The sequence below is a fragment of the Pseudomonas indica NBRC 103045 genome, from assembly GCF_002091635.1.
GTDB classification, from domain to species: Bacteria; Pseudomonadota; Gammaproteobacteria; order Pseudomonadales; family Pseudomonadaceae; genus Pseudomonas_M; species Pseudomonas_M indica.
This window is the reverse complement of the sequence record NZ_BDAC01000003.1, coordinates 97,822-123,221: the sequence shown is the minus strand read 5'-3', so window position 1 is coordinate 123,221 and position 25,400 is coordinate 97,822. Positions and strand designations below refer to the sequence as shown.

At 65.6% G+C, this 25,400-nt stretch carries 19 protein-coding genes; 6 read left to right on the top strand and 13 right to left on the bottom strand.

Annotated features, from left to right (window positions below; all coding sequences use genetic code 11):
* Window positions 1–375 precede the first annotated feature (375 nt).
* Together rlmKL and PIN01S_RS05260 are read left to right on the top strand one after the other, a co-directional pair.
* Window positions 376–2,559 (top strand): bifunctional 23S rRNA (guanine(2069)-N(7))-methyltransferase RlmK/23S rRNA (guanine(2445)-N(2))-methyltransferase RlmL, encoded by a 2,184-nt coding sequence (rlmKL, locus tag PIN01S_RS05265; protein ID WP_084334103.1) that lies wholly within the window; start codon window positions 376–378, stop codon window positions 2,557–2,559.
* Window positions 2,560–2,676: 117 nt separating this feature from the next.
* Entirely contained in the window at window positions 2,677–5,493 is a 2,817-nt protein-coding gene (locus tag PIN01S_RS05260) for a diguanylate cyclase (RefSeq protein WP_084334101.1), read from the top strand.
* A 101-nt stretch (window positions 5,494–5,594) separates the two neighbouring features.
* On the opposite strand, the gene dacB is transcribed toward PIN01S_RS05260, so the two are convergent.
* Entirely contained in the window at window positions 5,595–7,055 is a 1,461-nt protein-coding gene (gene dacB / locus PIN01S_RS05255) for a D-alanyl-D-alanine carboxypeptidase/D-alanyl-D-alanine endopeptidase (protein WP_084334099.1), read from the bottom strand.
* Window positions 7,056–7,265: 210 nt separating this feature from the next.
* Between dacB and PIN01S_RS05250 the strand changes: the two genes are divergently transcribed.
* The gene (locus tag PIN01S_RS05250) at window positions 7,266–7,610 is read left to right on the top strand and encodes a YggL 50S ribosome-binding family protein (RefSeq protein WP_084334097.1); all 345 of its coding nucleotides are present in this window, start codon (window positions 7,266–7,268) and stop codon (window positions 7,608–7,610) included.
* A 210-nt stretch (window positions 7,611–7,820) separates the two neighbouring features.
* On the opposite strand, the gene PIN01S_RS05245 is transcribed toward PIN01S_RS05250, so the two are convergent.
* The 3 genes from PIN01S_RS05245 to PIN01S_RS05235 all read right to left on the bottom strand — a co-directional run bounded on the left by PIN01S_RS05245 (window position 7,821) and on the right by PIN01S_RS05235 (window position 13,644).
* Window positions 7,821–10,820 (bottom strand): HD domain-containing phosphohydrolase, encoded by a 3,000-nt coding sequence (locus PIN01S_RS05245; protein WP_084334095.1) that lies wholly within the window; start codon window positions 10,818–10,820, stop codon window positions 7,821–7,823.
* A gap of 91 nt (window positions 10,821–10,911) precedes the next feature.
* Entirely contained in the window at window positions 10,912–12,015 is a 1,104-nt protein-coding gene (locus PIN01S_RS05240; RefSeq protein ID WP_084334093.1) for an FUSC family protein, read from the bottom strand.
* A 297-nt stretch (window positions 12,016–12,312) separates the two neighbouring features.
* Window positions 12,313–13,644: a deoxyguanosinetriphosphate triphosphohydrolase gene (locus PIN01S_RS05235; protein WP_084334091.1), complete on the bottom strand. Its 1,332-nt coding sequence runs from the start codon at window positions 13,642–13,644 to the stop codon at window positions 12,313–12,315.
* Window positions 13,645–13,846: 202 nt separating this feature from the next.
* On the opposite strand from PIN01S_RS05235, the gene PIN01S_RS05230 reads away from it, so the two are divergent.
* The gene (locus PIN01S_RS05230; protein WP_084334089.1) at window positions 13,847–14,236 is read left to right on the top strand and encodes a YkvA family protein; all 390 of its coding nucleotides are present in this window, start codon (window positions 13,847–13,849) and stop codon (window positions 14,234–14,236) included.
* On the opposite strand, the gene PIN01S_RS05225 is transcribed toward PIN01S_RS05230, so the two are convergent.
* From PIN01S_RS05225 to PIN01S_RS05210, 4 genes are all read right to left on the bottom strand, one after another.
* On the bottom strand, window positions 14,233–15,408 hold the full coding sequence (locus PIN01S_RS05225) for an EAL domain-containing protein (RefSeq protein ID WP_084334459.1): 1,176 nt from the start codon (window positions 15,406–15,408) through the stop codon (window positions 14,233–14,235). The two genes, PIN01S_RS05230 and PIN01S_RS05225, sit on opposite strands and share 4 nt — an antisense overlap.
* A gap of 234 nt (window positions 15,409–15,642) precedes the next feature.
* A complete protein-coding gene (locus PIN01S_RS05220) occupies window positions 15,643–15,951 on the bottom strand; it encodes a hypothetical protein (RefSeq protein WP_084334087.1) in 309 nt (102 codons plus the stop codon).
* Window positions 15,948–16,334: a phage holin family protein gene (locus tag PIN01S_RS05215; RefSeq protein WP_084334085.1), complete on the bottom strand. Its 387-nt coding sequence runs from the start codon at window positions 16,332–16,334 to the stop codon at window positions 15,948–15,950. The genes PIN01S_RS05220 and PIN01S_RS05215 overlap by 4 nt, the downstream gene beginning before the upstream one ends.
* Window positions 16,335–16,347: 13 nt before the next feature.
* Window positions 16,348–16,731, bottom strand: coding sequence for an ElaB/YgaM/YqjD family protein (locus tag PIN01S_RS05210; RefSeq protein ID WP_084334084.1), 384 nt, complete (start codon window positions 16,729–16,731; stop codon window positions 16,348–16,350).
* A 381-nt stretch (window positions 16,732–17,112) separates the two neighbouring features.
* Here PIN01S_RS05210 and PIN01S_RS05205 point away from each other — a divergent pair, with 381 nt between their 5' ends.
* Window positions 17,113–18,321: an ammonium transporter gene (locus tag PIN01S_RS05205; RefSeq protein ID WP_084334083.1), complete on the top strand. Its 1,209-nt coding sequence runs from the start codon at window positions 17,113–17,115 to the stop codon at window positions 18,319–18,321.
* 293 nt (window positions 18,322–18,614) lie between these two features.
* Here PIN01S_RS05205 and PIN01S_RS05200 read toward each other — a convergent pair whose 3' ends face one another.
* The 4 genes from PIN01S_RS05200 to PIN01S_RS05185 form a co-directional block, all read right to left on the bottom strand.
* Window positions 18,615–19,913, bottom strand: a complete 1,299-nt coding sequence (locus PIN01S_RS05200) for an OprD family porin (protein WP_084334082.1) — start codon at window positions 19,911–19,913, stop codon at window positions 18,615–18,617.
* 141 nt (window positions 19,914–20,054) lie between these two features.
* Window positions 20,055–20,918: an MBL fold metallo-hydrolase gene (locus tag PIN01S_RS05195; RefSeq protein ID WP_084334081.1), complete on the bottom strand. Its 864-nt coding sequence runs from the start codon at window positions 20,916–20,918 to the stop codon at window positions 20,055–20,057.
* A gap of 3 nt (window positions 20,919–20,921) precedes the next feature.
* A complete protein-coding gene (locus PIN01S_RS05190) occupies window positions 20,922–21,851 on the bottom strand; it encodes a pyridoxamine 5'-phosphate oxidase family protein (RefSeq protein WP_084334080.1) in 930 nt (309 codons plus the stop codon).
* Window positions 21,852–22,091: 240 nt separating this feature from the next.
* Window positions 22,092–22,685 (bottom strand): glutathione S-transferase family protein, encoded by a 594-nt coding sequence (locus PIN01S_RS05185; protein WP_084334079.1) that lies wholly within the window; start codon window positions 22,683–22,685, stop codon window positions 22,092–22,094.
* A 134-nt stretch (window positions 22,686–22,819) separates the two neighbouring features.
* Between PIN01S_RS05185 and PIN01S_RS05180 the strand changes: the two genes are divergently transcribed.
* Window positions 22,820–23,377, top strand: coding sequence for a TetR/AcrR family transcriptional regulator (locus PIN01S_RS05180; RefSeq protein ID WP_084334078.1), 558 nt, complete (start codon window positions 22,820–22,822; stop codon window positions 23,375–23,377).
* On the opposite strand, the gene PIN01S_RS05175 is transcribed toward PIN01S_RS05180, so the two are convergent.
* Window positions 23,378–25,342, bottom strand: a complete 1,965-nt coding sequence (locus PIN01S_RS05175; RefSeq protein WP_084334077.1) for a monovalent cation:proton antiporter family protein — start codon at window positions 25,340–25,342, stop codon at window positions 23,378–23,380.
* Window positions 25,343–25,400: the final 58 nt, after the last annotated feature.

The window sequence follows — 25,400 nt, the reverse complement described above, 5'->3', positions numbered from 1 at the left end:
CCGAGGCCCGGCAGAGAATGGCTCTGCCAACGGAGCCCGCTGCCGGCGTGGCGGGTCTCCTGACGACACCGTTGCGGCGTCGGTTAAGCTGATTTCTAACGAAAGCCCTTAGACCTGTGAATGATCGTTTTGTCATAAGGACGTAACGCTTTTGGGGTTGGGGCCATAAGCCCGGGCCCTCGATCAGGGCCTGAAAGGGCGAGGCCCCATGCTAGAAGGGCTGCAGGGTTTCGTGGGCGCCTTTTGCCATCGCGAATACCTAGCGGTTGCAGATGTAACCAATTCCGACGAAGGGCCGCTCGTGACCCTTTGTCGCACTATTTCCGGCGTCGCGGACCGTTCCGCACGCCCTCATTGTCGAGGCTGCTGATCTCCATGTCGGATCGTTACGAACTCTTTCTCACCTGCCCCAAGGGCCTGGAAGGCCTGCTGGTCGAGGAAGCCACCGCCCTGGGTCTGGAAGAGGCGCGCGAGCAGAGCGCGGCGATACGGGGATACGCGACGCTGGAGACGGCCTATCGCCTGTGCCTGTGGTCGCGCCTGGCCAACCGGGTGCTGCTGATGCTCAAGCGCTTCCCGGTGGCGGACGCCGAGGCGCTTTATCGCGGCGTACTGGCCGTGGACTGGGCTGACCATCTGGAGCCCAGCGGTACGCTGGCGGTGGAGTTCAGCGGGCGCGGCGCGGGCATCGATAACACCCATTTCGGCGCGCTCAAGGTCAAGGACGCGATCGTCGACAAGCTGCGCAGCCTGTCCGGCCAGCGTCCGTCGGTGGACAAGCTGAACCCGGACGTGCGCATCCACCTGCGCCTGGACCGGGGCGAGGCAATCTTGTCCCTCGATCTCTCCGGGCACAGCCTGCACCAGCGTGGCTATCGCCTGCAGCAGGGCGCCGCGCCGCTGAAGGAGAACCTGGCCGCCGCCATTCTGATCCGCGCCGGCTGGCCGCGCATCGCCGCCGCCGGCGGGGCGCTGGCCGACCCCATGTGCGGTGTCGGCACCTTCCTGGTCGAGGCCGGGATGATGGCGGCCGATATCGCACCGAACCTCAAGCGCGAGCACTGGGGCTTTTCCCGCTGGCTCGGCCATGTGCCCGCCATCTGGAAGAAGCTGCACGAAGAGGCCCGTGCCCGTGCCGAGGCCGGTCTCGCCCGGCCGCCGCTGTGGATTCGTGGCTACGAGGCCGACCCGCGCCTGATCACCCCGGGGCGGAACAACGTCGAGCGTGCCGGGTTGGGCGAGTGGATTCGCATTTACCAAGGCGAACTGGCCACCTTCGAGCCGCGCCCGGATCGCAACCAGACCGGCCTGGTGGTGTGCAACCCGCCCTACGGCGAGCGCCTGGGGGATGAAGCGAGCCTGCTCTATCTCTACCAGAACCTCGGCGAACGCTTGCGCCAGTCCTGCCTGAACTGGGAAGCGGCGGTATTCACCGGCGCGCCCGAGCTGGGCAAGCGCATGGGCATCCGCAGCCACAAGCAGTACGCCTTCTGGAACGGCGCGCTGCCATGCAAGCTGCTGCTGATCAAGGTCCAGCCCGATCAGTTCGTCACCGGCGAGCGGCGCAGCGAAACCCGCCCGCAGGAAGTGGGTGCGGCAGCGCCCAGCGAGCCGGCGCGTCTCAGCGAGGGCGGCCAGATGTTCGCCAATCGGCTGCAGAAGAATCTCAAGCAACTGGGCAAATGGGCCCGGCGTGAAGGAATCGAGTGCTATCGCCTGTATGACGCGGACATGCCGGAATATGCCCTGGCCGTCGATCTGTATCGCGATTGGGTACACGTGCAGGAGTATGCACCGCCGCGCTCCATCGACCCGGAGAAGGCCCAGGCCCGTTTGCTCGACGCTCTGGCCGCCATTCCCCAGGCACTCGGCATCGATCCAGGCAAGGTGGTGGTGAAGCGCCGCGAGCGGCAGAGCGGCACCCGCCAATACGAGCGGCAGGCGGCCAAGGGTGAGTTCCTCGAAGTGACGGAGGGCGGCGTGAAGCTGCTGGTCAACCTCACCGATTACCTCGACACCGGCCTGTTCCTCGACCATCGCCCCCTGCGTCTGCGCATCCAGCGCGAAGCGGCGGGCAAGCGCTTCCTCAACCTGTTCTGCTACACCGCCACGGCCACGGTGCATGCGGCCAAGGGCGGCGCGCGCAGCACTACCAGCGTCGACCTGTCGAAGACCTACCTCGACTGGGCGCGACGCAATTTGTCGCTGAACGGTTTTTCCGACAGGCAGCGGCTGGAGCAGGGCGATGTCATGGCCTGGCTGGCGGAGGACCGCGGCGAGTACGACCTGATCTTCATCGATCCGCCGACCTTTTCGAACTCCAAACGCATGGAAGGCGTGTTCGACGTGCAGCGCGACCACGTGGCACTGCTCGATCTGGCCATGGCTCGCCTGGCCCGTGGCGGAGTGCTGTATTTCTCCAACAACTTCCGCAAGTTCGAGCTGGACGAAGGTTTGGTGGCCCGCTACGCGGTGGAGGAAATCAGCGCGTCCACGCTGGACCCGGATTTCGCCCGTAACCCGAAAATCCATCGCGCCTGGCGTTTCACGGCGCGCTAGACGAACGGCGGGGATTACGCGACTCGGAATCTAGGCAAAATGCTGGCAATTGGCTATAAGAACGGAAAGTCTTTTAACAAGTAGTTGCCACGGACAGGCCTGTCGCGAGTCTGTCCCATGCCTGTCCTTCCGGCCGTTGGTGAAAAAAACCAGCGTTTCATTCGACGGCCCCGCGCTGCCTGGCTGGTGGCCAGTGTTGCCTTGCTGGGGGGCGCTCTGCTGACCGCCAGCGTCATCGTCGTCACCCTAGACATCCATCAACGCCAGATTCGCCAGCGTTTCGAACTGGTGGCCAGCGAACGCTTCAGTCGTACCCAGGAGCGTTTCGACGATCAGATCTTGAAGCTGGATAGCCTGCGGCGCTTCATGTTGTACGCGGGCGGGATCGTCCGTGCGGATTTCACCGGTTACGCCAGGCCGTTGCTCAACGGCACGCTGTCCTATTCCTGGGGGCCGCGTGTCCTCGCTGGCGAGCGCGCCGCGTTCGAGAAGCAGGTGCGCGACGAGGGGATTGTCGGGTTCGCCATCGAGGGGCTGGACGAAGCGGGCGCCCGCTATGCCATGCCGGAGCGAGCGGAGTATTTCCCGGTTCTGTTCAATACCGCCCGGCGGAGGGCTCTTCCACTCATCGGTGTCGACATGGCCTCGGAAGCCGCGCGGCGCGCCGTTCTGGAACGGGCGGTGACGAGCGGCGAGATGGTGGTATCCGATCCGGTTCACCTGGCGCAATCGACGGGTGACGACCGCTCGGGACTGATCATGTTGGTTGCCCTATACCCGGGGCCGATAGCGCCAGCGACGGCCGAACAGCGTCGCGAACAGTTGCGCGGTTTCGTCATGGCGAGCATCAGTCTGGAGCAACTGATGGAGGAAGGGCTGACCGAGGAGAGCAGCCTGCACCTGGCCGCGGAATTGACCGACATGAACGGGGCTTCGTCACGAAAGGCGCTCTACCGCTCGTTGCAAGAGCCTGCCGACAGCCCGCTGCGGATCAGCCGGACGTTGCGCCTGGCTGACCATTACTACGAACTGAATCTGCGGCCTACACAGCGCTACCTGTTGGCGAACCAGGCGTCCGGCCTGGGGCTGCTCGCGACGCTGGGGGCCCTGCTGAGCCTGCTGTTCAGTGCTTTTTGCTACAGCCTGGTGAGCCAGCGCCAGCGGGCCCTGGCGCTGGTGGACGAACGCACCGCCGATCTGCGGCTGCGCGAGGAAGAGCTGGCGGTCAGCGAGGAGCGCTGGAGCTTCGCCCTGGACGGTGCCGGACATGGTGTCTGGGATTGGAACCTGGACAGCGGCGAAGTGTTCTTCTCGCGCGCCTGGGGGGCGATGCTTGGCTATGCCGAGGGTGAGGTGGAAAACAATCGCCAGGCCTACCTGCGCCTGCTGCATCCCGAGGATGCGTCGAACTGCGAAGCCAGCCTGGCGCGTTACTTTTCCGGCGAGACTGCGTTCTATCAGGACGAGCACCGCATGCTCACCCGGGATGGCCGCTGGCTTTGGGTCCAGGAGCGCGGCAAGGCGGTGGAGCGCGACGAGGAGGGCGCGGTGCGTCGGCTGATCGGCACCCAGACCGATATCAGCGCGCGCAAGACTGCCGAACTGGAACTCGCCCGCGCCAACGCGCAGTTGCGCGGCGTGCTCAACGCCGCGACCCAGGTGGCGATCATCGCGACCGATCTGGAGGGCGTGATCCTCACCTTCAATGTCGGCGCCGAGCGCATGCTGGGGTATCGGGCGCTGGAAATGATCGGCCAGTGGACGCCGGAGCGGCTGTTCCTCGCCGATGAGTTGCAGGCCCGTGGTCTGGAGCTGAGCCAGCGCTACGGCCGCACGGTGGTGGGGTTCGAAATCCTGGTGGCGGAAGCCGTCGAGGAGGGGAGTCACGAGGAGCGCGAATGGACCTGGCTGCGGCGCGACGGCAGCCGGCTGGCGGTCAACCTCATCGTCACCGGTGTGCACGATGCGCAGGGCCGCTTGGTCGGCTATCTGGCCATCGCGCTGGATACCACCGAGCGCAAGCGGGTACGCGAGGCGCTGGAGGCGCGGGACCGTTTGCTGGAGAAACTCACCTCGCGGGTTCCCGGCGTCATCTACCAATATCAGCGCTTTCCGGACGGCCGCGACAGGATGCCCTATGTCAGCGCGGCGGTCCGTACCGTCTACGAGCTGGAGCCCGAACACGCGCGGCAGAACGTGCAGGCGATGTTCCGGCGTGTCCATCCCGAGGATCAGGAACGGGTCTATACCTCGATCCTGCGCTCGGCCCGCGACCTGACCCCCTGGCGCGAGGACTACCGGTTGCTGCTGCCTCGCCAGGGCTTGCGCTGGGTGCGTGGCGAATCGGTGCCGGAGCGCCAACCGGACGGCTCCACGCTCTGGTATGGCTACATCTCCGACATCACCGGGCTCAAGCTGGTGGAAGAAGAGTTACGGGCGCTCTCCATCACCGATGCGCTCACCGGTACCTACAACCGGCGCTATTTCCAAGAGCGACTGGAAACGGAAATCGCCCGCGCCGAGCGTCAGGAAGGGCCGCTGGCGCTGATCATGCTGGACATCGATCACTTCAAGCAGATCAACGACCGCCATGGGCATGAAGCCGGCGACCGTGTGCTGCGGGAAGTCTGCCGGCGAATCAGCCAGCGTCTACGGCGGATCGACGTGTTCTGCCGGTTGGGCGGGGAGGAGTTCATCGTGCTCTGCCCCGATACCGGCTCCGAGCAGGCCGGTGTGCTCGCCGAGGCATTGTGGCAGTCGCTGCGGCGCGAACCGGTCGAGGGCATCGGCATCGTGACCGCCAGTTTCGGCATCGCCAACTGGCATGAGGGAGAAGGTGCGGATGCCTTGCTCCGGCGCGTGGATGTGGCGGTGTACCGGGCGAAGCAGAAGGGCCGTGACCGTATCGAGCAGGAGAGCCTGGAGCTGCTCTGAGGGCGTTGAAGGGGGATTCGACAGTTTTGTGGTGTTTTCGGCTCTCTCCCCCAGCCCCTCTCCCGTGAACGGGAGAGGGGAGCATTAGCGATCCTTCGGGGTCAGCGCTGGGCGGTGTTGCTGGAGATCTTCGGCTGGCGGTATAGATCCACCAGGACCTGGTCGAGGATCGCCGAGGCGCCCCAGGGCCGCGGGTGGTTGAGGATGGCCACCACCGCCCAGGTGTTGCCGTTGATGTCGCGGCTGTAGCCGGCAATGGCGCGCACGTTGTTCAGCGTGCCGGTCTTGATGTGCGCCTCGCCGACCAGCGCAGTACGCCGCAGGCGTTTGCGCATGGTGCCGTCCATTGCCGCCAGCGGCATCGAGGAGATGAACTCGGCGGCGTAGGGGCTGTTCCAGGCGTCCTTCAACAGGATCGCCATCTCGCGTGCGCTGACCCGTTCGTCGCGGGACAGGCCCGAGCCGTTCTCCATCACCAGGTGCGGGGCGGTGATGCCCTTGCGCGCCAGCCATTGGCGGATCACCCGCTGCGCGGCCTTGGCGTCGTCCGGGTCGGCCGAGGTGCGGAACTGCGCGCCGAGGCTGAGGAACAGTTGGCGCGCCATGGTGTTGTTACTGTACTTGTTGATGTCGCGGATGATTTCCACCAGGTCCGGCGAATAGGCGCGGGACAGCAGGCGGGCGCTCTTCGGCACGTTGCTGACACGGTCCTTGCCGAGGATGCTGCCGCCGAGTTCCTGCCAGATGGCACGCACCGCGCCGGCGGCGTAGGCCGGGTGGTCGAGCAGCGACAGGTAGGTCTGGGCGCTGCAGCCGGCCGGCAGCTTGCCGGTGGCGATCACCGTGACGCCGTCGAACTCCTGCACCGGGTTGTAGCGGACGTCGGGCCAGCTCGGGCATTTCGCCGCGGCGGTGGCCTTGACCCGGTTGTCGATCTTGACCGTGGCGATCGGCGGCTCCACGGCGATGTTCACCTTGCCGCCTTCGGAACGGGCGATGAAGCGTAGCGCCTTGAGATTGACCAGCAGCGAGTCGGGGGTCACCAGGAAGGGTTTGTTCTCGTCGCCGCCGTCGTCGTCGAAGACCGGCAACTGCGGTTGGACGAAGTGGCTGCGGTCGAGCACCAGGTCGCCGGTGACCTTCTGCACGCCGTTGGCGCGCAGGTCGCGCATCATCAGCCAGAGCTTCTCCATGTTCAGCTTGGGATCGCCACCACCCTTGAGGTAGAGATTGCCGTTCAGCACACCGTTCTGCAGCGGGCCGTCGGCATAGAACTCGGTCTGCCACTGGTAGGTGGGCCCCAGCAGTTCCAGCGCGGCATAGGTGGTGACCAGCTTCATGGTCGACGCCGGGTTCACCGACACGTCGGCATTGTGGATGGTCGCCGTACCGGGACCATTCAGTGGCAGCATGACCACGGAGATCGCATCGGCGGTCAGCTTGTTGGCTTGCAGGGCCTTCTGCACGTTGGCCGGCAGGGCGCTGGTGGTCGGCGCGGCGGCGGCCGGCAGGGCCAGTGGGAGCAGGCAGGCGAGGACGAGGGGACGGAGCGACTTGATCATGGGCAGACACCCTCCAGGCGAGGGTAAAACAGAACAGCAGGCATCAGGGGTTCCCACTAGGGTTCGGGAAATGCGCAGCATTATGCCTCAAGCGCAAGGGCGACGGGACCGCTCTGCGACCGGCGTAACGTCGATACCGGACGAAGAAACGGGCGTCTCGCCGGTCAACCTGCTAGAGTGCCGCGCGTTCATCATCTAGAGGATAGCCCCATGGCCACCAACCGCTCCCGCCGCCTGCGCAAGAAGCTTTGTGTCGACGAATTCCAGGAACTGGGTTTCGAGTTGACCCTGAATTACAAGGACGGGATGGCGCCCGCCGACCTGGAGGCTTTCCTCGAAGCGTTCCTGCGCCAGGCCATCGAAGGCAACGGGCTGGGCTATGTCGGCGGTGAAGACTATGGCTTCGTCTGCCTGGGCAAGCGTGGTTCGGTCAGCGAAGAGCAGCGGGGCCAGGTCGAGGCCTGGTTGAAGGGCCGCAGCGAATTGGCCGATTTCACCGTCAGCCCGCTGATGGATGTGTGGTACCCGGAAAATCCGATCAACAAGCCGGCGTGAGTCCGAGCCGCCGCTTCCGTCGTTTGGCGGGAACGGCGTAGTTCCGGCGGGGCTTCGTTGGGCGAATGAATTCGCCCAACGAGTCTGCCGCGACGGCGACTTGTGGGAGCGAGCGCTGCTCGCGAATGGCTACGTAGAAATTTCGCCAGCAGAGCTGGCTCCTACGAAAAGCCAGTCCCGTAGCCCGAATAAGCCTTGGCGCAATCCGGGCTACAGATGCGTCGGCACATCCCTACCCGTTGCCGCGCCTATCTGCTGGCCGTCGCCCAGGCCAGCCTTGGCCAGGATGGCGGCAACGTCCACCGCATCGATCTGTTCGCTCTTGAGGAAGCGTCGCGCATAGTCGGCGTGGATACCCGAGCGTAGGAACAGGCCGAACAGCTCCGGGTCGATGTGTGCGCCGCGGCACATGCCGGCCATGATGCCGAGGGCTTCGGAAAGCGTCTTGCCCTTCTTGTACGGGCGGTCCGCCGCGGTCAGGGCTTCGAAGATGTCGGCGATGGCCATCATCCGCGCCGGCAGGCTCATCTGCTCGCGGGTCAGGCGTTTCGGGTAGCCCGTGCCATCCATTTTCTCGTGATGCCCACCGGCGATTTCCGCCACGTTCGCCAGGTGCGGCGGGAAGGGCAGGCGATCGAGCATCAGGATGGTCTGCACGATGTGGTGGTTGATGATGTAGCGCTCTTCCGCCGTCAGGGTGCCGCGCTCGACGGACAGGTTGTACAGCTCCCCGCGATTGAACTTGAACGCCGGCACATCCAGTTTGAAACCCCAGGGATTGCCGTCCGGCATGCGCTCGCTGTCGGGCCGTTCGATCAGGTGATCCTCCCGGTCGGCCAGCAATGGCTCCTCCACCGGCAACGGCTTGGCCGGCGTCCGCGCAAGGCGGCGGGCCTCTTCCCAGGACACCCCGAGGCGATCGTCGAGCGTGCGCGTCCAGGTGCGTTGGGCGACCTGCCGCAGCCGTTGCAGATCCGCCTCGTCCATCGCCTCGCCGCCCAGGTTGCAGCGGGCGACGAAGACGAATTCGTCGTCCAGTGTGGCCAGCAGTTCGTCACGCCACTGGCCGAGCCGTTCGGCGTCGCCGCCTTCGGCGCGGCCTTTCCAGTAGCTGATCCAGGCGTCGCGCTTGAGCACTTCGAAGCGGGTGCGAATCTCGTGGATACGGTCGTACAGCGTCTCCAGCTTGGTCGCCTTGTCTACCACGTATTCCGGGGTGGTGACCTTGCCGCAGTCGTGCAGCCAGGCGGCGATGTGCAGGGCCTCCCATTCCTCTTCGCTGGGCCGGTAGTGGCGGAACGGCGCTTCGTCGCTGGACGCCGCGGCGCGGGCGAGCATCAGGGTGAGTTCCGGCACGCGCTGGCAGTGGCCGCCGGTGTAGGGGCTCTTGGCGTCGATGGCCCCTGCGATCAACTGGATGAAGGCGTCCAGCAGCGCTTTCTGTTTACGCAGCAGGCGCTGGCTCTCGATGCACAGGGCGGCGACGCTGGAGACCGCTTCGACGAAAGCGATCCGCTCCGGGCGCAGCATTGCCAGGTCGGCTTCGTTGCCGGTGTCGCGATGCAGGAGGACGAGCACGCCCACCGTATCGCCCTGGCGGTTGTGCAGGCCGGCGCCGACCAGGTGCACGCGCGGGCTGTCGAGGCTACTGAGCAGGCTGCGGAAGGCGTCGGCCTTGTCGTAGCCGAGGGAGACCACCGCGGTGTCGCCTCCGCTGGCGGGCTGGCCGAGCCAGTGGGGCAGGTCGGGGGCGTTCCTGGCGTAGCCGGGAATGCCGTGGGTCTCCAGCGCATGGGCACGGCCGTCGAGGAACAAGCCATGGGGCTCCAGCCGACCATCGTCGTCGATCAGGTAAAGCAGGCCGCCATTGGCTTCGCTAATGTCCAGGGTCTCCTGCAGGACGCGGGTGAGCAGGGCATCGAAGCGGGTTTCGGCGGACAGGCTGGCGGTGATCTCGAGGAAGCTGGAGAGGGTTTCCTTCATCCGCCCCATGGCCACGGCCAGCCGGTCGATCTCCAGCACCGGCGAGCGGCCGCTGGCCGGGTAGCTGAAATCGAAGCTGCGGATGGCTTCGGCTTCGCGCATCAGCGCGACCAGGGGGCCGACCACCAGCCGCGAGGCCAGCCAGCCCAGGGGCAGGCAGAGGAGCAGGATCAGCAGGGTGATCATCGCGCCCTGCCAGCGGATGCGGTAGGCGTCGGCCAGCAGTTCGTCCTCCGGTACCAGAAGCGCCAAATGCAGGCCCTGCGGACCGCCTTCCTGCAAGTGGCTGCGGGAGACCACCCAGCGACGCTTGGCCAGGGTCATCACCCCTTGGCGGCGCCCCTGCAGGTCGCTGGCCAGCAAGGCCGTCAGCGCCGGGCTCAAGGCTTCCGCCCGTGCCAGGTGCACGGAGCCATTCTCTACCACCAGCCGGCTGCCGTCTGGATAGGCCACGGCGTTGCCCTGGGGGTCGAACAGCACGACCTCCGTGGACGGAGTGACCCGGTGCCGGGCCAGGGTGGCGGATAGATCGGCCAGGGTCAGGTCGGCGGCGATCACTCCGCGCATGCCGGCACGCCGGGCCAGGGTGGTGCCGACATCGCCGGTGGAGAAGAACACGTAGGGTGCGGTGGTGATCTGTCCGCCGTCGTCACGGGCGTTGCGGTACCAGGGGCGGGTGCGCGGGTCGAAGGTCTCCTGCAGGCGTGGGCGCCGCGCGAGCAGGTTCAGCGAGCCATCGAAGAACAGGTACGAGGCCTCGACGACGTCGCCGCTGCGCTCGATCGACCAGACCTGGAACGCCGCGTCGGCGGGTGCGTCGAAGCGCTCGCGCAAGGCACCGGTGCGCAGTGGGCGGAGCATGAAGAAATCGCCGTCTTCGTCGGCCAGGTAGATCGAGGCCAGCTTCGGTTGGTCGCGCAAGGCCTGGGCGAGCGGTTTGAGCAGTGTCAGGCGTGCGTCGAGGTCGGATACCTGGGCCGCTTCGCCCAGGGCCAGCAGGCTGAGCAGGTGGCGAATGGGCTCGTAGGTGTGCTCGAGATCGAGGCGGACGGCCTCCTGAATGCGTTCGAAGAGCTTGTCGCTGCTGGAAAAGATGATCTCGGTGGTTTGCCGGTAGTTGAAGTAGCCCAGCACGAGGCCGGCAATCAGGAGCAGAAGGCTGAAAACGACACTGATGTGGATATGCAGGGGATAGCGCCTGTCGCCGCGCTGGGCCGTCATGGGCATTGCTGGCACTCCTTGGCAATGCGGGGGTGCCCCCAAGAATAGTGAAGGCTTTTCCGATGTGCTCAATGCCACGGAACAATTGTGAAGTGCTTCACTGGGTGCGAGAGGGTTGATCCAGTTCGTGCAGGGTGGGGTCGGCGTTTGCCTCGCGGGTCTGCGGGGCGCTCCGCTTGGCCAGTCGCAGGCGTGCGGCATGGATCAGCAGGGCGACGCCGAGGGCGACCCCGGCACCGAGCAGGGTATTGATGATGCGCTGCTCGGGCAGGTGCCAGTCCTGGGACAGGCTTTCAGCCAGCAGCACGAAGCAGAAGGTGTTCTGCATCACGAAGAGGCCGTAGTGATTGACCTGGAACGCCCGGCTCAGAACGATCAGCGGCAGCATGCTGGCCACGATCATCGGCGGGTTCTGCAAACTATGGCCGATGAAGATCAGCAGGCCGGCGGCACACAGGCTGGCGAAGCTGGATTGCACCGCCCGCACCAGGCTGTGCTGGAACTCTAGTTGCAACGTGCTGAACACCGTCAGAGTCAGCCAATAGCCACGCGGCAGGTCGGCGAGTTCGACGATCAGCCCGGCCAGTGCGCCGGCCAGGGTGCAGTTCAGCGCATGCAGTCGCCACTGGATGCGCGGCAGGCGTCGGGCATGGCGCCGCAATACGCGCAGCAGGGCCATCAGGCGCGGCATGTACGGCCACATGCGCAGGCCATGCAGGCCGCGCAGGCCGAAGGCGAGCAGCATCACCCAGAGCCCGCCGAGGGTGAACAGCGCGGCCACCGCATAGGGGTTGTTGAGGTTGCCCAGGCCGTACTGGCCCTGTCCCAGGCAAAGGCAGACGGCCAGGCCGATACCCAGCTTGCCGGCTTCGTTGCCGAAGCGCTGCAACCAGGCCAGGAGCAGGCCGAAGGCGGCGAACAGGCCCAGGCTGATCAGTGGATGGGTGGCGGCCCAGAAGCCCAGCCCCGCGCTACAGGCGCCGAGGCCGATGAGCAGCAGCATGCGCAGCATGCCGAAGCGGTGCAGGGGGTTGGTCTGGGCGGCCTGGAAGGCGCCGACCGAGGCCCAGAGGAAACCCGAGTGGGCGCTGAACAGGCCGAGCAGCAACGGCAGGGCGCAGCCGAGGCCGGCAACCATCGCCGGTCCCCAGGCAGGCGTCACCGGACGCCAGTGCAGGCTCTGTCGTATCAGCCGACGCATGTCAGATGCGGCTCCGCCGGTTGCGGACGGCGTTCGTCAGGGGGCAACTCCGCTGTCGCCCGGATGTGGTCATCGTATCGTCACTCCTTGCGCTCTCCCCAGGCACGCCCACAGGCAACCATTCCACGGAAGGCCGTCCGCATCCTGTTCGAAAGTCCCCATTCGGCAAAGGCCGCATCTCACACTCGATCCGTGCGCGAGGCCGGACCACGTACTAAAAATAGCTGCTCGGCGGCGAAGCGAACCCTCTGCGGGCGCCGCTTCGTTGGTTTTTTCCGACGCCCATCGCCTCCGACCTCAGACCGGGCTCGAGCGTCCGGTCATTTCCCGCGCCATCTCGGTGGCGTAGCTGTCGGTCATCCCGGCGATGAAATCAATCATGCGCAGGAAGGAGCGGTACAGCGGCCAGTGCGGGTCCGGCGCATTGTTGCCGAGCAGATCGAGGATGCGCCGGTTCTTGAACGACAGGGGGCGCCCGCCGTGCTGTTCCAGGGCCGCGCCGCAGAAGGCATTGAGGAGGATTTCCAGGGTTGTGTAGGCGCCGATTTCGTGCAGCGTCTTGCGCTTGTCCTGGAATATCTTCTCGCGGGCGATGGTCTTGGCGTGCAGTACGCAGCGCTTGGCCGGCCCGTGCATGTGCTCCACCAGATCGCCTTGCAGGCGGCCGGCGAGCAGCGCGTCCTGTTGTTCGACGAAGGCACGTGCGGCGGCGTTGGTCAGGTGTTCGATGGCCTTGCCGCGCAGGATCGCCAGTTTGCGCCGGCGCGAGTCGCGCGGGCCGAGCTGGCGGTAGGTTTCCGGCAGGTCGTCGCCGACCAGGCCGAGCAGCAGGGCTTCCACTTCGGCGTAGTCGAGCAGGTCCATTTCCAGGCCATCTTCGAGGTCGATCAGGCCGTAGCAGATGTCGTCCGCCGCCTCCATCAGGTAGACCAGCGGGTGCCGCGCCCAGCGCTGTTCTTCGATCATCGGCAGGCCCAGCTTGGCGGCGATCTGTTCCAGCAGCGGCAGTTCGCTCTGGTAGCAGCCGAACTTGTGCTTCTTGTAGCCCAGGGCCTCGGCGTGGCGCGCCGTCCAGGGGTATTTCAGGTAGGCGCCGAGGGTGGCGTAGGTGAGCCGGGTGCCGCCGTCGAACTGGTGGTACTCCAGCTGGGTCAGCACGCGAAAGCCCTGGGCATTGCCTTCGAAGTTGAGGAAGTCGGCGCGCTCCGGCTCGCTCATGCCATCGAGCCAGCCGCGTCTTTCGGCCTGCTGGAACCAGTGGCGGATGGCGTCCTCGCCGGAATGACCGAACGGCGGGTTGCCGATGTCGTGGGCGAGGCAGGCGGACTGCACGATCATGCCCAGGTCGGAGGGAGCGCACCAATCCGGCAGATCGTCGCGCAGCACCTCGCCGACACGCATGCCGAGCGAGCGGCCGACGCAGCTCACCTCCAGCGAATGGGTCAGGCGGGTATGGATGTGGTCGTTGCTGGAGACCGGGTGGACCTGGGTCTTGCGCCCCAGGCGGCGGAAGGCGCCGGAGAAGATGATGCGGTCGTGGTCCTTGTGGAAGGGGCTGCGGCCGAGTTCATCGGTGCTGTGCACCGGTTTGCCGAGACGTTCGCGGGTCAACAGGGTTTGCCAGTCCAAGGCCAGTCCTCGCCATTCGATAGCCAATGCCCGTAGCTTCGGGGTTCGTACCGTCGGCCGCAAGGGCCGGAGCGGGTTTTGCCGGGCGTGTACCGGTTTCGACCGCGCGGCGGAGGATTTTTCACCTTATCCCGCGTTCCGATTGCCTTCCGCGCCGGGACGGTGGAGCATCCTGGCTCGCCATCACACTGGGGCTTCGAACATGGGCTGGTTGGATTCGCTCAAACACCGCGCACGGCAACTCAAGCAGCACACCCTGACGGTGTACTTCGCCGCGCGCGATCCGCGCACGCCGCTTCTCGTGCGGCTACTGGCGCTGCTGGTGGCAGCCTACGCGCTGAGCCCGATCGATTTGATCCCCGATTTCATTCCGGTGATCGGTTACCTGGACGATCTGCTGCTGATTCCCCTGGGCTTGGCGCTGGTGGTGAAGTTGACTCCGCCGGAGGTGCTGAACAGCGCCCGCGAGCAGGCGCAACAGGCGGCGGATAAGCCGGTTAGCTACGGGGCGGCGGCGTTCATCCTGCTGATCTGGCTGCTGCTGGCGTGGCTGTTGGTACGTTGGATAGGCGCCTGGGTGGGCGCCGATTAAACCTTTGCCTGGAAGCTCGCCGCATCCACATCCACCAATAGCAACCGGCGACCGTTGTCGACGAATTGCCCGGCCGTGAGGCAGTACTGGTTGGTGGTGGCGTCGCGGTAGGTCCCGGAGACGGACAGCCGACGCTCTTCCCAGCCCTCGGCGAGCAACTGGTAGAAGTACGGTCGCCACGACCAGTTGTGCCCGAGGTAGCGGGCATCTTCCCGCCATTGCCCCTGGTGCCGCTCCAGGTTGGGGCTGACCTGGGTGCCCTGACGGTCGCACTGGTAGAGACGCAGCAACCACGGGTAGCGCTGCAGCGATGGCAGTTGTCCGGGCGCCGCGCCGGCTTCTGCCCAGGGTTTGAGAATGCCCATGAGTTCGAGCAGTTGCTGGCGCAGCACGATGCCGCGGGCCCGCTCGGCCAGCTTGTCGTGGACGTAACGGTCGCGCAGTTGGGCGAAGCGCTCGACGAAGGCATCGGCCGGGAAGAAGTCCGGCTCGGCCCGGGCGAACAGGTAGCCCTGCACGTAACGGGCGCCGCATTCCAGGGCGAAGTCCAGTTCGGCTTCGGTCTCCACGCCTTCGGCGATGATCCAGCAACCGGTTTTCTCCGCCATCATCGCCAGGGCTTTCACCACTTCGCCGCTGGGACCACCTCGCGCAGCGGCCTGGAACAGGCGCATGTCCAGCTTGAGGATGTCCGGCTGCAACGCCAGCACGCGGTCGAGTTGGGAATAACCGGCACCGAAATCGTCGATGGCGATGCGTGCGCCGGCTTCCCGGTAGCGCGCCACCACCTCCGGCAGCCGGTGGCTGGCGCCGCCCAGTTCGGTGATTTCGAAGACGATGCGTTCGGCGGGCACGCCCTGGCGCTCCAGCTGCTTCAGGCTGGGCAGCGGCTGGCCCGGTCGCAGCCGGCTGATCCAGCGCGGCGAGATGTTCAGGCTGAGGAACCAATCGTCGGGCGCCTCCGCCAGGCGCTGCAGGGCGTTCTCGCGGATCAGCCGGTCGAGCCGGCGCAGCGCGGCGGGGGAGTTCTTCGGGTCGAGGAACAGCGGGCCGACGGAGCGCAGTTCGCCGTCCGCCTGGCGCAGGCGGCCGAGTGCTTCGATGCCGGCGATGCGGCCGGTGGCGGTATCGATGAAAGGTTGGAAACACGCAATCGGTTGCCCGTCTGTCACGGACGCGTCCTTGAGCGGTGGGAACGGAAAGCCGTTCGGCAGTTGGCAGGTCATCGGGCTCACTCGCCGGATAGGTACTGGCCGACTGCAAGAATGTGGCCATTTAATGGCGCATCGAGTGAAGAAAGGGATTGGCGCGGGGGAGAAAGACCGCGAGAGGGCGCAGAGCAGGAGGAAGGATGCACCGGAATGCCGCAACGCCGCATCCGGTGCTCCGGGATGGATCAGTGCCTGTCAGGGGGGCGGAGGCCGCTTCAACTGACGGACGATGGGGTACACCGCCAAGCCGATGCGCGCCAGCTTGCCGAAGGCGCCCAGGCGCTTGCCGAACAGCAGCAGGAACAGCGCGCCGCCGATGGCCAGGGGCGTCTTGCTGGAACCGAGCATGCCGCCCTGGCTGGGCAGGAAGCGGCCGATCTGTTCGAGCGGATGGGTCAGCGGGCGCGAGTGATAGAGCAACTGCTGACGGTGCATTTCCATGCGCAGGCGGATCAGGTCCTTGCGCATGCTGCGACGGGCCGAACTGGATAGGGGCGTGCTCATGGCAACAGTTGCTCCCGGTTGCGGGCGAGTTCTTCGACGGTCGCCTGGAACGGCGATTCGCCCTTGCGCGCGAGGTGGACGGCCTTGCTGATGCAGAACAGCAGGGCGATGCCGTAGAACGCGCACAGCACGAGGGTAGCCGTCAGCCGGTAGCTGTCCCAGAAGGCGATGATCACCGCCGCCGACAGCCCCAGCATCACCATCAGGCCGAGAATCAGGCTGAGTCCGGAGAAGACGAACAACTGAAAGGTGCGTGCCTTCTCTTCCTGGAACTCGATGCCGAGCAATTCCAGATGGCTTTGCAGCAAGCCGACGAACGCGCCGGCGAGCTTCTTCAGCGATGGCTTGGGCGCGTCGTCGGCGGGTGGTGGCAGGGATTCCATTCGCGCTCCTCGATCAACGGCGGCCGGCGAGTAGGCCGAGCAGGAAACCGACCCCGGCGGCGATGCCGATGGATTGCCAGGGGTGGCTGTGCACGTACTCCTCGGTGGCCTCGACGGCGGCACGGCCCTGGTCGCGCAGGCTGGCTTCGCTGTCCTTGATCATCGCCCTGGCGCGGGTGAGGTTTTCGTTGATCCGCGCACGCAGCTCCTCGGCCTGGGAACCGGCAACGCTGGCGGTGTGCTTGAGCAGTTTTTCGGTATCGCCGATCAGGTTCTGGAACTCGGCCATCAGTTCGTCCTGGGCGGCGTGCAGGTTGCGCTTGTGCACGGACTTCTCGTCGACTGGGCCTTGGCCGAGACCGTCCGGGGAAGGCGTCGAAGTGCTTTGCAGAGTCATGGTGAATCTCCTGTCGTTTTTTCATGTTCCACGAAGGGTAGCAGGGCACGGGCTACTGAATTTTTCGAGCCCGGCTGTGCTGCAAGGTTCCCCGTCGCGTTTCGGGGCGGGTTTGGTATGTCGCTTGCATCGGTCTGGTGCGCTTTCGCTCTTTCGTGCCCCTTAAAGGCGCGTTCCGTAAAGCGCCGCAACTTATTGATTTCTCGCCATAGCACTGAAAAACAAAGGGAAGTTCGCGCGTCATGCTCGCGAATTTCCGAAAGGAATGCTCCATGGCAGGGCGTATGAGGGTCGGGTCGTAGGGCCTGAATGCCTTATATCGGTGCGTTTATGGATCGGTGAGAGCTGTTTTGGTGCTTTTCGACTGGGGAAACAGACCTGATGGAAAATCTCAGCAGTGCCGTGGAAACCCTGATCCACGGTTCCAACACCCTGTTCATCCTGCTCGGCGCCGTGATGGTGCTGGCGATGCACGCCGGTTTCGCCTTCCTCGAGGTGGGCACGGTCCGCCTGAAGAACCAGGTCAATGCCTTGTCGAAAATCCTTTCCGACTTCGCTGTTTCCACCCTGGCCTATTTCTTCATCGGTTACTGGATCGCCTACGGGGTGACCTTCCTGGAGCCGGCCGCGGCGCTGACCGCGGACCACGGCTACGGCCTGGTGAAGTTCTTCTTCCTGCTGACCTTCGCCGCGGCGATCCCGGCGATCATATCCGGCGGTATCGCCGAGCGCGCCAAGTTTGCCCCGCAACTGTGCGCCACCGCATTGATCGTGGCGTTCGTCTACCCCTTCTTCGAAGGCATGGTGTGGAACGGCAACTTCGGGTTGCAGGCTTGGCTGGAGGCGCGTTTCGGTGCCGCCTTCCATGATTTCGCCGGTTCGGTGGTGGTGCATGCGGTGGGCGGTTGGCTGGCCCTGGCTGCGGTGCTGCTGCTGGGACGGCGCAACGGCCGCTATCGCGACGGCCGTCTGGTGGCCTTCGCGCCATCCAACATTCCGTTCCTCGCGCTGGGCTCGTGGATTCTCATCGTCGGCTGGTTCGGCTTCAACGTCATGAGCGCGCAAACCGTGGAAGGCATCAGCGGGCTGGTGGCGGTCAACTCGTTGATGGCCATGGTGGGCGGTACCGTGGCGGCCCTGCTGGTCGGCCGCAACGACCCCGGCTTCCTGCACAACGGCCCGCTGGCCGGGCTGGTGGCAGTCTGCGCCGGCTCCGACCTGATGCACCCGGTAGGGGCCCTGGCTACCGGCGCGTTGGCCGGTGCGCTGTTCGTCTGGGCGTTCACCGCGACCCAGGTGAAGTGGAAGATCGACGACGTCCTCGGCGTCTGGCCGCTGCACGGACTGTGCGGTGTCTGGGGCGGCATCGCCTGCGGCATCTTCGGCCAGCAGGCGCTCGGCGGCCTGGGCGGCGTGAGCCTGGCCAGCCAGCTCGCCGGCACCGTGCTCGGTGTGCTGGTGGCCTTCCTCGGTGGCTTGCTGGTGTACGGTGTGCTCAAGTCCGTGGTGGGGCTTCGCCTGAGCCAGGAGGAAGAGTTCAACGGTGCGGACCTGTCCGTGCACAAGATTGGTGCGGTTAGCGTCGATTGAGTGGGGCGGGGCAAGCGCTGCTCGCGAATGGCGTGGAGAAATATCGCCAGCAGAGCTGGCTCCTACGAAAAGCTGGCCTGTGTAGGGACGAATGAATTCCCCCCTACGATTACCTGTAGGAGCCAGCTTTGTTGGCGAAAAAAAGCCCGCCGGATGGCGTAATGCTGTTCATTTAAGGTTATGCACGCCTGCTCCCCTCTCCCGTTTACGGGAGAGGGGCTGGGGGGAGAGGGACTGATCGTGTCTGACCAACGCTTTACGCCGGATGGCGGGCTTTTTCGAGGCACTGATGCTTAGAACAACGGCAGGGTGTAGCTGACGATCAGACGGTTTTCGTCCAGGTCGTTGCCGAAGTTGGAGCGCACGGTGGCGTTACGCCACTTGACGCCCAGGTTCTTCAGCGGGCCGTCCTGGAAGACATAGGCGATGTCGGTGTTGCGCTCCCATTCCTTGCCTTCCGAACCGCCACCGAGGTTGACGTTGTCGCCGCTGATGTAGCGGGTCATCAGGGTCAGGCCCGGGATGCCGACGCCGGCGAAGTTGTAGTCGTAGCGAACCTGCCAGGAACGCTCGTCGCGGTTGGCGAAATCGCCGATCTGCACGAAGTTCACCAGGTAGGCGTCGGTGCCCTGGATGTAGGCGAAGCCGGTGTCGCCGCTCATCTTCTGGTAGCCCAGGCCGAAGGCGTGGTAGCCCAGGCTGTAGGTAAACAGGCCGCCGAGCGCCTTGTTGTCGACGTTGCTGCTGCCGTCATCGGTGGAACGGGCGTAGCGCAGGTCGCTCTTCAGGGATTGCTTGTCGCCCAGCGGCAGGACGTGCACCAAGTTCAAATAGTGCTGCTTGTAGAACTCGTCCAGCGCACCGTAGTGGTAACTGGTGGTCAGGCTGTCGTTCCACTTGTAGGTCAGACCGGCGAAGTTGAACTCGTCGCTGTCCTGGCCGGTGGCGGCGGTGATGCCCTTGCCGCTGGTCACCAGCATGGTCTCGTGGTCGGACGAGTCGCGCTGGTTCACGCGGTTGATCTGGCCGGCGTCGAAGGTCAGGCCGTCGATCTCGGCGGAGTTCAGCCAGCCGCCCTGGAAGCTCTGCGGCAGCAGGCGCGAATCGTTGGACATCAGCACCGGCATCTTCGGCATCAAGGTGCCGACCTTCAGGGTGCTCTTGGAGAGCCGGACCTTGGCAGTGGCGCCCAGGTCGCCATAGGTGTCCTGCGCTTCGCCGGTGTCGCGGTCCAGTTGCAGCAGGCCGGTGCCGGCGGTGCCGCGGCCGGAATCCAGCTTCACGCCGAGGGTGCCGATGGCATCGAGGCCGAAGCCGACGGTGCCTTCGGTGAAGCCCGACTCGTAACGCACGATGAAGCCCTGCGCCCACTCTTCGGACTTGCTACGGAACTCGGCCGGGGTCTTGCCGGGAATGCGTGGCGGGTTAGGCTCGCCCAGGTCCTGGCGGAAGTCGCGGTTCATGTAGAAATTGCGCAGCTCCAGGCTGGCCTTGCTGTCCTTGATGAACTCGGCGAAGGCCAGGCTTGGCAGAGTGAGGCTGGCGCCCAGCGTGGCCAGGGCCACGGCACGGGCGAGGGGAGTCTTGCTCATTATTCTTGTCTCCTCGTTTGGGGTGCTCAGGGCGGCCGCCGGCCGTCCTGTTACGGCGCGGTGACTAAACCACGACGCTTGGATGACGACTCTTAGACTTTAGTCGCCCAGCCCATCAATACAAGGAGTTACAAGTGTCTCCTACTGTATCCATTGAGGATAAAAGCCTAACTGCTTATGCACGTTGGCATCGTGTGCTGGCACTACGACCAATTCCGGCTCCCGCTCGAGCAAGGCATGGACCTGTTCGAGCACCTGGCGGGTGGCGTCGCGATCCTGGTCCACCAGCCGCCGGCTGAACCAGAACTTTTCCTTCGGGCCGGTGAAGCCCTCCAGGCGCCAGCTAGCGTCGCCGGTGAAGAAGAAGCGGCGCCCGTCGTCTAGGGTCAGGAACAGCCCGACGGAGCCAGGCGTATGGCCGCTGAGCGGCACCAGCACCAGGCTGCGGTCGCCGAACAGGTCGAGGCTTTCCGGGAAGCCCATGAAGGGTTCCGGCTGGAAGGCGAAGGGCACCCATTTCACCGCATGGCTGAACTGGCTGGGCAGTATCGCCGGCGGAACCGCGATCTGGCTGAACTCGATTTCCTCGTAGGGCGCCCAGACCGGTACTTCGGGAAAGTCCGCCAGCCCGGACGCATGATCCCAATGGGTGTGGGACAGGAGGATGCGGTCGACACGGATGCCGTCCGCGTCCAGGCGATCGCGCACCGGCTGGACCGGGCCGTATTGCAGCAGCTTGCGCTCCCACCAGGGGATTTCCTGGAACTGGCTGTCCACTTGGCGGCCGAGGCCGGTATCGAAGAGCAGGGTGGCGGCGTGATGCTCGATGAGGACCGCCACGTGGTCGGCGATGGCTTTCTCGGTCCAGTCGCCGCCTTCCACAGTGAAGGCGTCGAGGGTTTCGGTTTCCGAGGTTTTCACCAGGGTGAAGCGCAGACCGGCGGCTTCGCCGGGCAGGCTGGTCAGGCTCAACAGGGCGAGCAGCATCAGGCTGAAGACGCGCATGGCTCAGATTCCTTGATCAGGTAGAAAAGGGGAGGCGGAGGCCGCGCCGAACGCCAGGGGCAGGCGTGAGCGGCGCAGCAGCCAGCGTTCCGGGGTCAGTGCCAGCATCCGCTCGGCGCCGGGCGGGAGCGATTGGCCGAGGCGAGCCGCATCCTCCGGCCAGAGCACCTCGGCGCGGGCTTGCAGGTGCAGCAGGTCTCCGCTGGCGAAATCGACGAACAACAGGCCGCAACGGGGTTCGAGCAGCAAGTTGCCGAGGGTGTTGAACATGAAGTTGCCGGTGTAGTCGGGCATCCACAGCCGGCCGTCGCTACCCAGGCGCACGAATCCGGCCGGGCCGCCACGGTGGGAGACGTCGACGCCACCGCTGTGCGGGTCGTGGTTGTGACTGGCGATGAAGCATGTATCGGCCGTGCTCACCCGTTGCAGCCAGGCCGGGTCCGGGCCTTCGCCCTGCAGCAGGGGGCCGGGTTCGCGCGTCAGGGCTTGCCAGTCGCGGGCCTGGATGTACTTCGGGCAATTGCCGAACGACTGCGCGACGCCCAGGGTGAAGCCGGCGGCGTCCACTTCCAGCAGCGGACCATTGAGACGGTTGCGCCGCCGGGTCGGCATTTCTATCCCGAGCAGGCCCAGGCGTTCGCCGCTGCGCAACTGTTCGGCGAGCGGGTCGTCCGTCTGCGGCCGGGCGTTGATCCGCAGCAGGGTCGGTTCCGGTGAGCGGACGAAACCCGGCGCGCCCCAGAGCACCGAGGCATGCGGCTGGCCCTCGGCGTCCACGCTGCCGACCAGCAGCCAGGGCAGCAGGCCGAAGAACTCGCGGTGTTGCTCCGGCATGTAAGGACGGATCACACGGCTGCCGATGTCCTCGATTTTTTCGCGGACTCCAGCGCGGTGCTGCATCGCCTGTTCACCGGGATGGAAAGGACTGTTCATGGGCAAGGCTCCTGGGAACGGGCCTCCACATGGGTGGAGGCCCGGGAAGGGCTCAGAACCTGTTTACGATCTGCTGCGCGTCGGCCCTGCTGCGTTAAAAACAGGCTGGATCGCCAGCCCGGTCGGAATGCTCATTTACAACTCGTAAAGTCGAATGCGACCCCAGCCGCTTCCTCGCCTGTTTTTGTGGGGCCGCCGAGGCCTTGCATGGCTCTAGCTCGCGAGATCGTAAACAGGTTCTCAGAGACCGGTCATGCCGATATAGCCCGGCAATGCTTGCAGGCGGGTGAACCAGGCATTCAGGTGGGTGTAGGGCGCAAGGTCGAGGCCGCCGTCGCCGGCCAGCGCGGCGTAGGGATAGACCGCCAGGTCGGCGATGCTCGGGGCGTCTGTCTGCGCCAGCCAGGGGTGACGGGCCAGTTGGGCGTCGAGCAGTTCCAGTGCCTGGATCGCCTTGGCGTGGACCTTGGCCTCGTCGATGGGATAGCCGAACAGCTTGCCGACCCGGGCCATCGCCGGGCCGTTCTGCATCTCGTTGGCGGCGAAGCTCAGCCAACTGGCGATGCGCGCCTGGGTGAGCGGATCGGCGGGCGCCCAGGCCGGAGCGTAGCGAGCCGCGAGATAGACCAGGATCGCCTGGGAGTCGCCGATACGGAAATCACCGTCTTCGAGGGCCGGCACCTGGCCGCGCGGGTTGATGGCGAGGAATTCCGGGGTTTTCTGTTCGCCGCCCCGCAGGTTCAGTTCGACTTGCTCCGCTTCCTGTCCGATAAGGCTGAGGAACAGGCGCACCTTGTAGCAGTTGCCGGACAGGTGAAAGTCATAGAGACGCATGGTGAAACTCCTTGTTGTGGGGTGTGCGACTGGATAATAGACAGACCTGTCTGTATATTTCAAGTGACACGACAGCCAATCCATGGAGTCGGTCGCCCGCCAACGGGCATAATGGCTGTCCGAGGAGGCCCGACATGGCATCAAGCAAGCGCGATCAACTGATCAATACGGCGTTGGAGCTTTTCAAGCGCGAGGGCTACCACGCTACCGGCATCGACCGGATCCTGGCCGAATCCGGCGTGGCCAAGATGACGCTGTACAAGCACTTCAAATCCAAGGATGAACTCATCGAGGCGGCACTGGAAAACCGCTCGCAGCAGATGGTCGAGCGGCTGCGCGAGGCGCGTGAGCGCTTCGGGCCGCGCGAGGCGATCCTGCGTACCTTCGACGGGCTGCACGCGATGATTCACGGCGGGGATTTCTGCGGCTGCCTGTTCATCAATGCGTCGGCCGAATTCCACGACCGCAACCACCCGGTGCATCGCCGTGCGGCGGCGCATAAGGCGCTCTTCGGCGATCATCTGCGGGAGCAATTGGAGCAGTTGGAAGCCCCCGAGCCGGCGCGGCTGGCGCGCCAACTGCAATACCTCGTCGAGGGCGCGATCACCATGGCCCACATGGAAGGACCTGGCGGCCAGGCGCAGGAAGCCAAGGCCGCCGCCGAGGTGCTGTTGCAGGCGGCCGGCGTCTGATCAGCGCCCCGCCAGCAGGCGCGCCTCGCAAGCCTCGATGGCTTCCAGCGGGCCGGACAGCAACACCGCATCCCCTTCGTTCAGGCAGTCCTGCCCATCCAACGGCATGTCGTGGCCGTCCCGGCGCACGGCCTGAATCTCGACACCGAGTTTCTCCAGCTCCAGATCGGGCAGGGAATGGCCGCAGGCGTAGGCGTCTTCGCTCAGGTTGACCGCGTGCAACAACAGTCGCGGCCGGCCCTGGGCGTCCAGCAGGTTGGGCTGGGCACCGTGGTAGAAGCCATGCAGCAGGCGGTAGCGGCTGCGGCGCACCTCATCGACGCGCATCTGGACGTGACGTTCCGGCAGGCCGAGCATGACCAGCGCGTGGGAGGCCAGCATCAAGCTCGACTCCAGCAGCTCCGGCACCACCTCGGTCGCCCCGGCGGCCTGCAGGTCGCTCAGCCGGCTGTCGTCGCGGGTACGCACCAGGATCGGCAGGTCCGCACTCAAGCGCCGCGCCTGCTCGACCACGGCAAGCGCCACGTCGGCCTTGTCCACCGCCACCACCAGCAGACGGGCCCGCTCGGTACCGACCGCGCTGAGCAACTCGCCACGGCGCGAGTCGCCGTAGTGCACGCTCTCGTCGCCGGCGGCGGCCTCCTGGACGCGCACCGGGTCGTCGTCCAGGGCAATGAATGGCTGCCGCTCGCGATGCAGGAAGCGCCCGATCGACTGGCCGACCCGGCCATAGCCGCAGATCACCACGTGGCCGCTCAGTTCGGCGCTGGCCGCGGCGATTTCTTCCACCTGGCTCTCCATGCCGCCCAGCCGTGCGCGCAGATGCGCCGCCAGGCGTGGCGCCGCGCGCAGCATCAGAGGCGTGACCGCCATCGAGCAGAACGTGGCGGCCAACAGGAGGCCGCCGATGTCGGCATCCAGCAGACGGTTCTGCTGCACCTGGGCGACCAGGGCGAAGCAGAACTCACCGCCTTGGGCCAGGGCGATGCCGCTGCGCCAGGCAGTCTCGTTGTCATCCCCGCGCAGCTTCACCAGCAACGCCACCAGCGCACCTTTGAGCAGCAACAGGGCGAGCGTCAGGCCGAGAATCAGCCAGCCGTGGCGGGCGAACAAGTGAATGTCGATCAGCATGCCGACGCTGACGAAGAACAGCCCGAGGAGAATGTCGCGGAACGGCCGGATGTCCGCCTCGATCTGGTGGCGGTAATGGCTTTCCCCCAGCAGCATGCCGGCGAGGAACGCGCCCAGCGCCATGGACAGGCCGAGCAGGTGGGTCAGCCAGGCGGTGAGCAGCACGATCACCAGTGCCAGCATCACGAACAGCTCGGCAGAATGGGCCGCCGCTACCTCCTGGAACAGCCGGGGCAGCAGCCAGCGGCTGGCCACCAGCAGGCCGATGAACAGCAGCACGGTCTTGCCCAGGGTGATGGGCAGCGCCCAGTACCAGCTCTCGCCGCCCTGGCCAGCGAACACCGGGACCAGGGTCAGCAACAGCACCGCGACCAGGTCCTGGAACAGCAGCACGCCGATGGCGTTCTGGCCGTGGTTGCTGAAGATTTCCCCGAGGCTGCCCAATTCCTTGCTGACGATGGCGGTGGACGACAGCGCCAGGCCCGAGCCGATCAGCAGCGCCACTTCCCACGGCAGCGCGAAGCCGAACACCAGCAGGCCGCCGAGCACCAGGCCGCAGATCAGCACCTGCAGGCTGCCGAGGCCAAACACCACGCGCCGCAGGGCGAGCATGCGCGGCAGCGAGAACTCCAGGCCGAGGGTGAACAGCAGGAATACCACGCCCAATTCGGCGAGGTGCGGCAGGTCCTGGTCGTAATCGACCCAGGCCAGCGCCGACGGGCCGAGCAGCAGGCCGACGCAGAGATAGCCGAGCACCGGCGGCAGGCGCAGGCGGCGGAACAGCGCAATCACCAGCAACGACGCGGCTAGAATGATCAAGAGATTGACGAACAAGCGGGTTCTCCCTGGAAACTGACCTGAGCATGCCGAAGCGCCACGGCAGCGTCCAGCC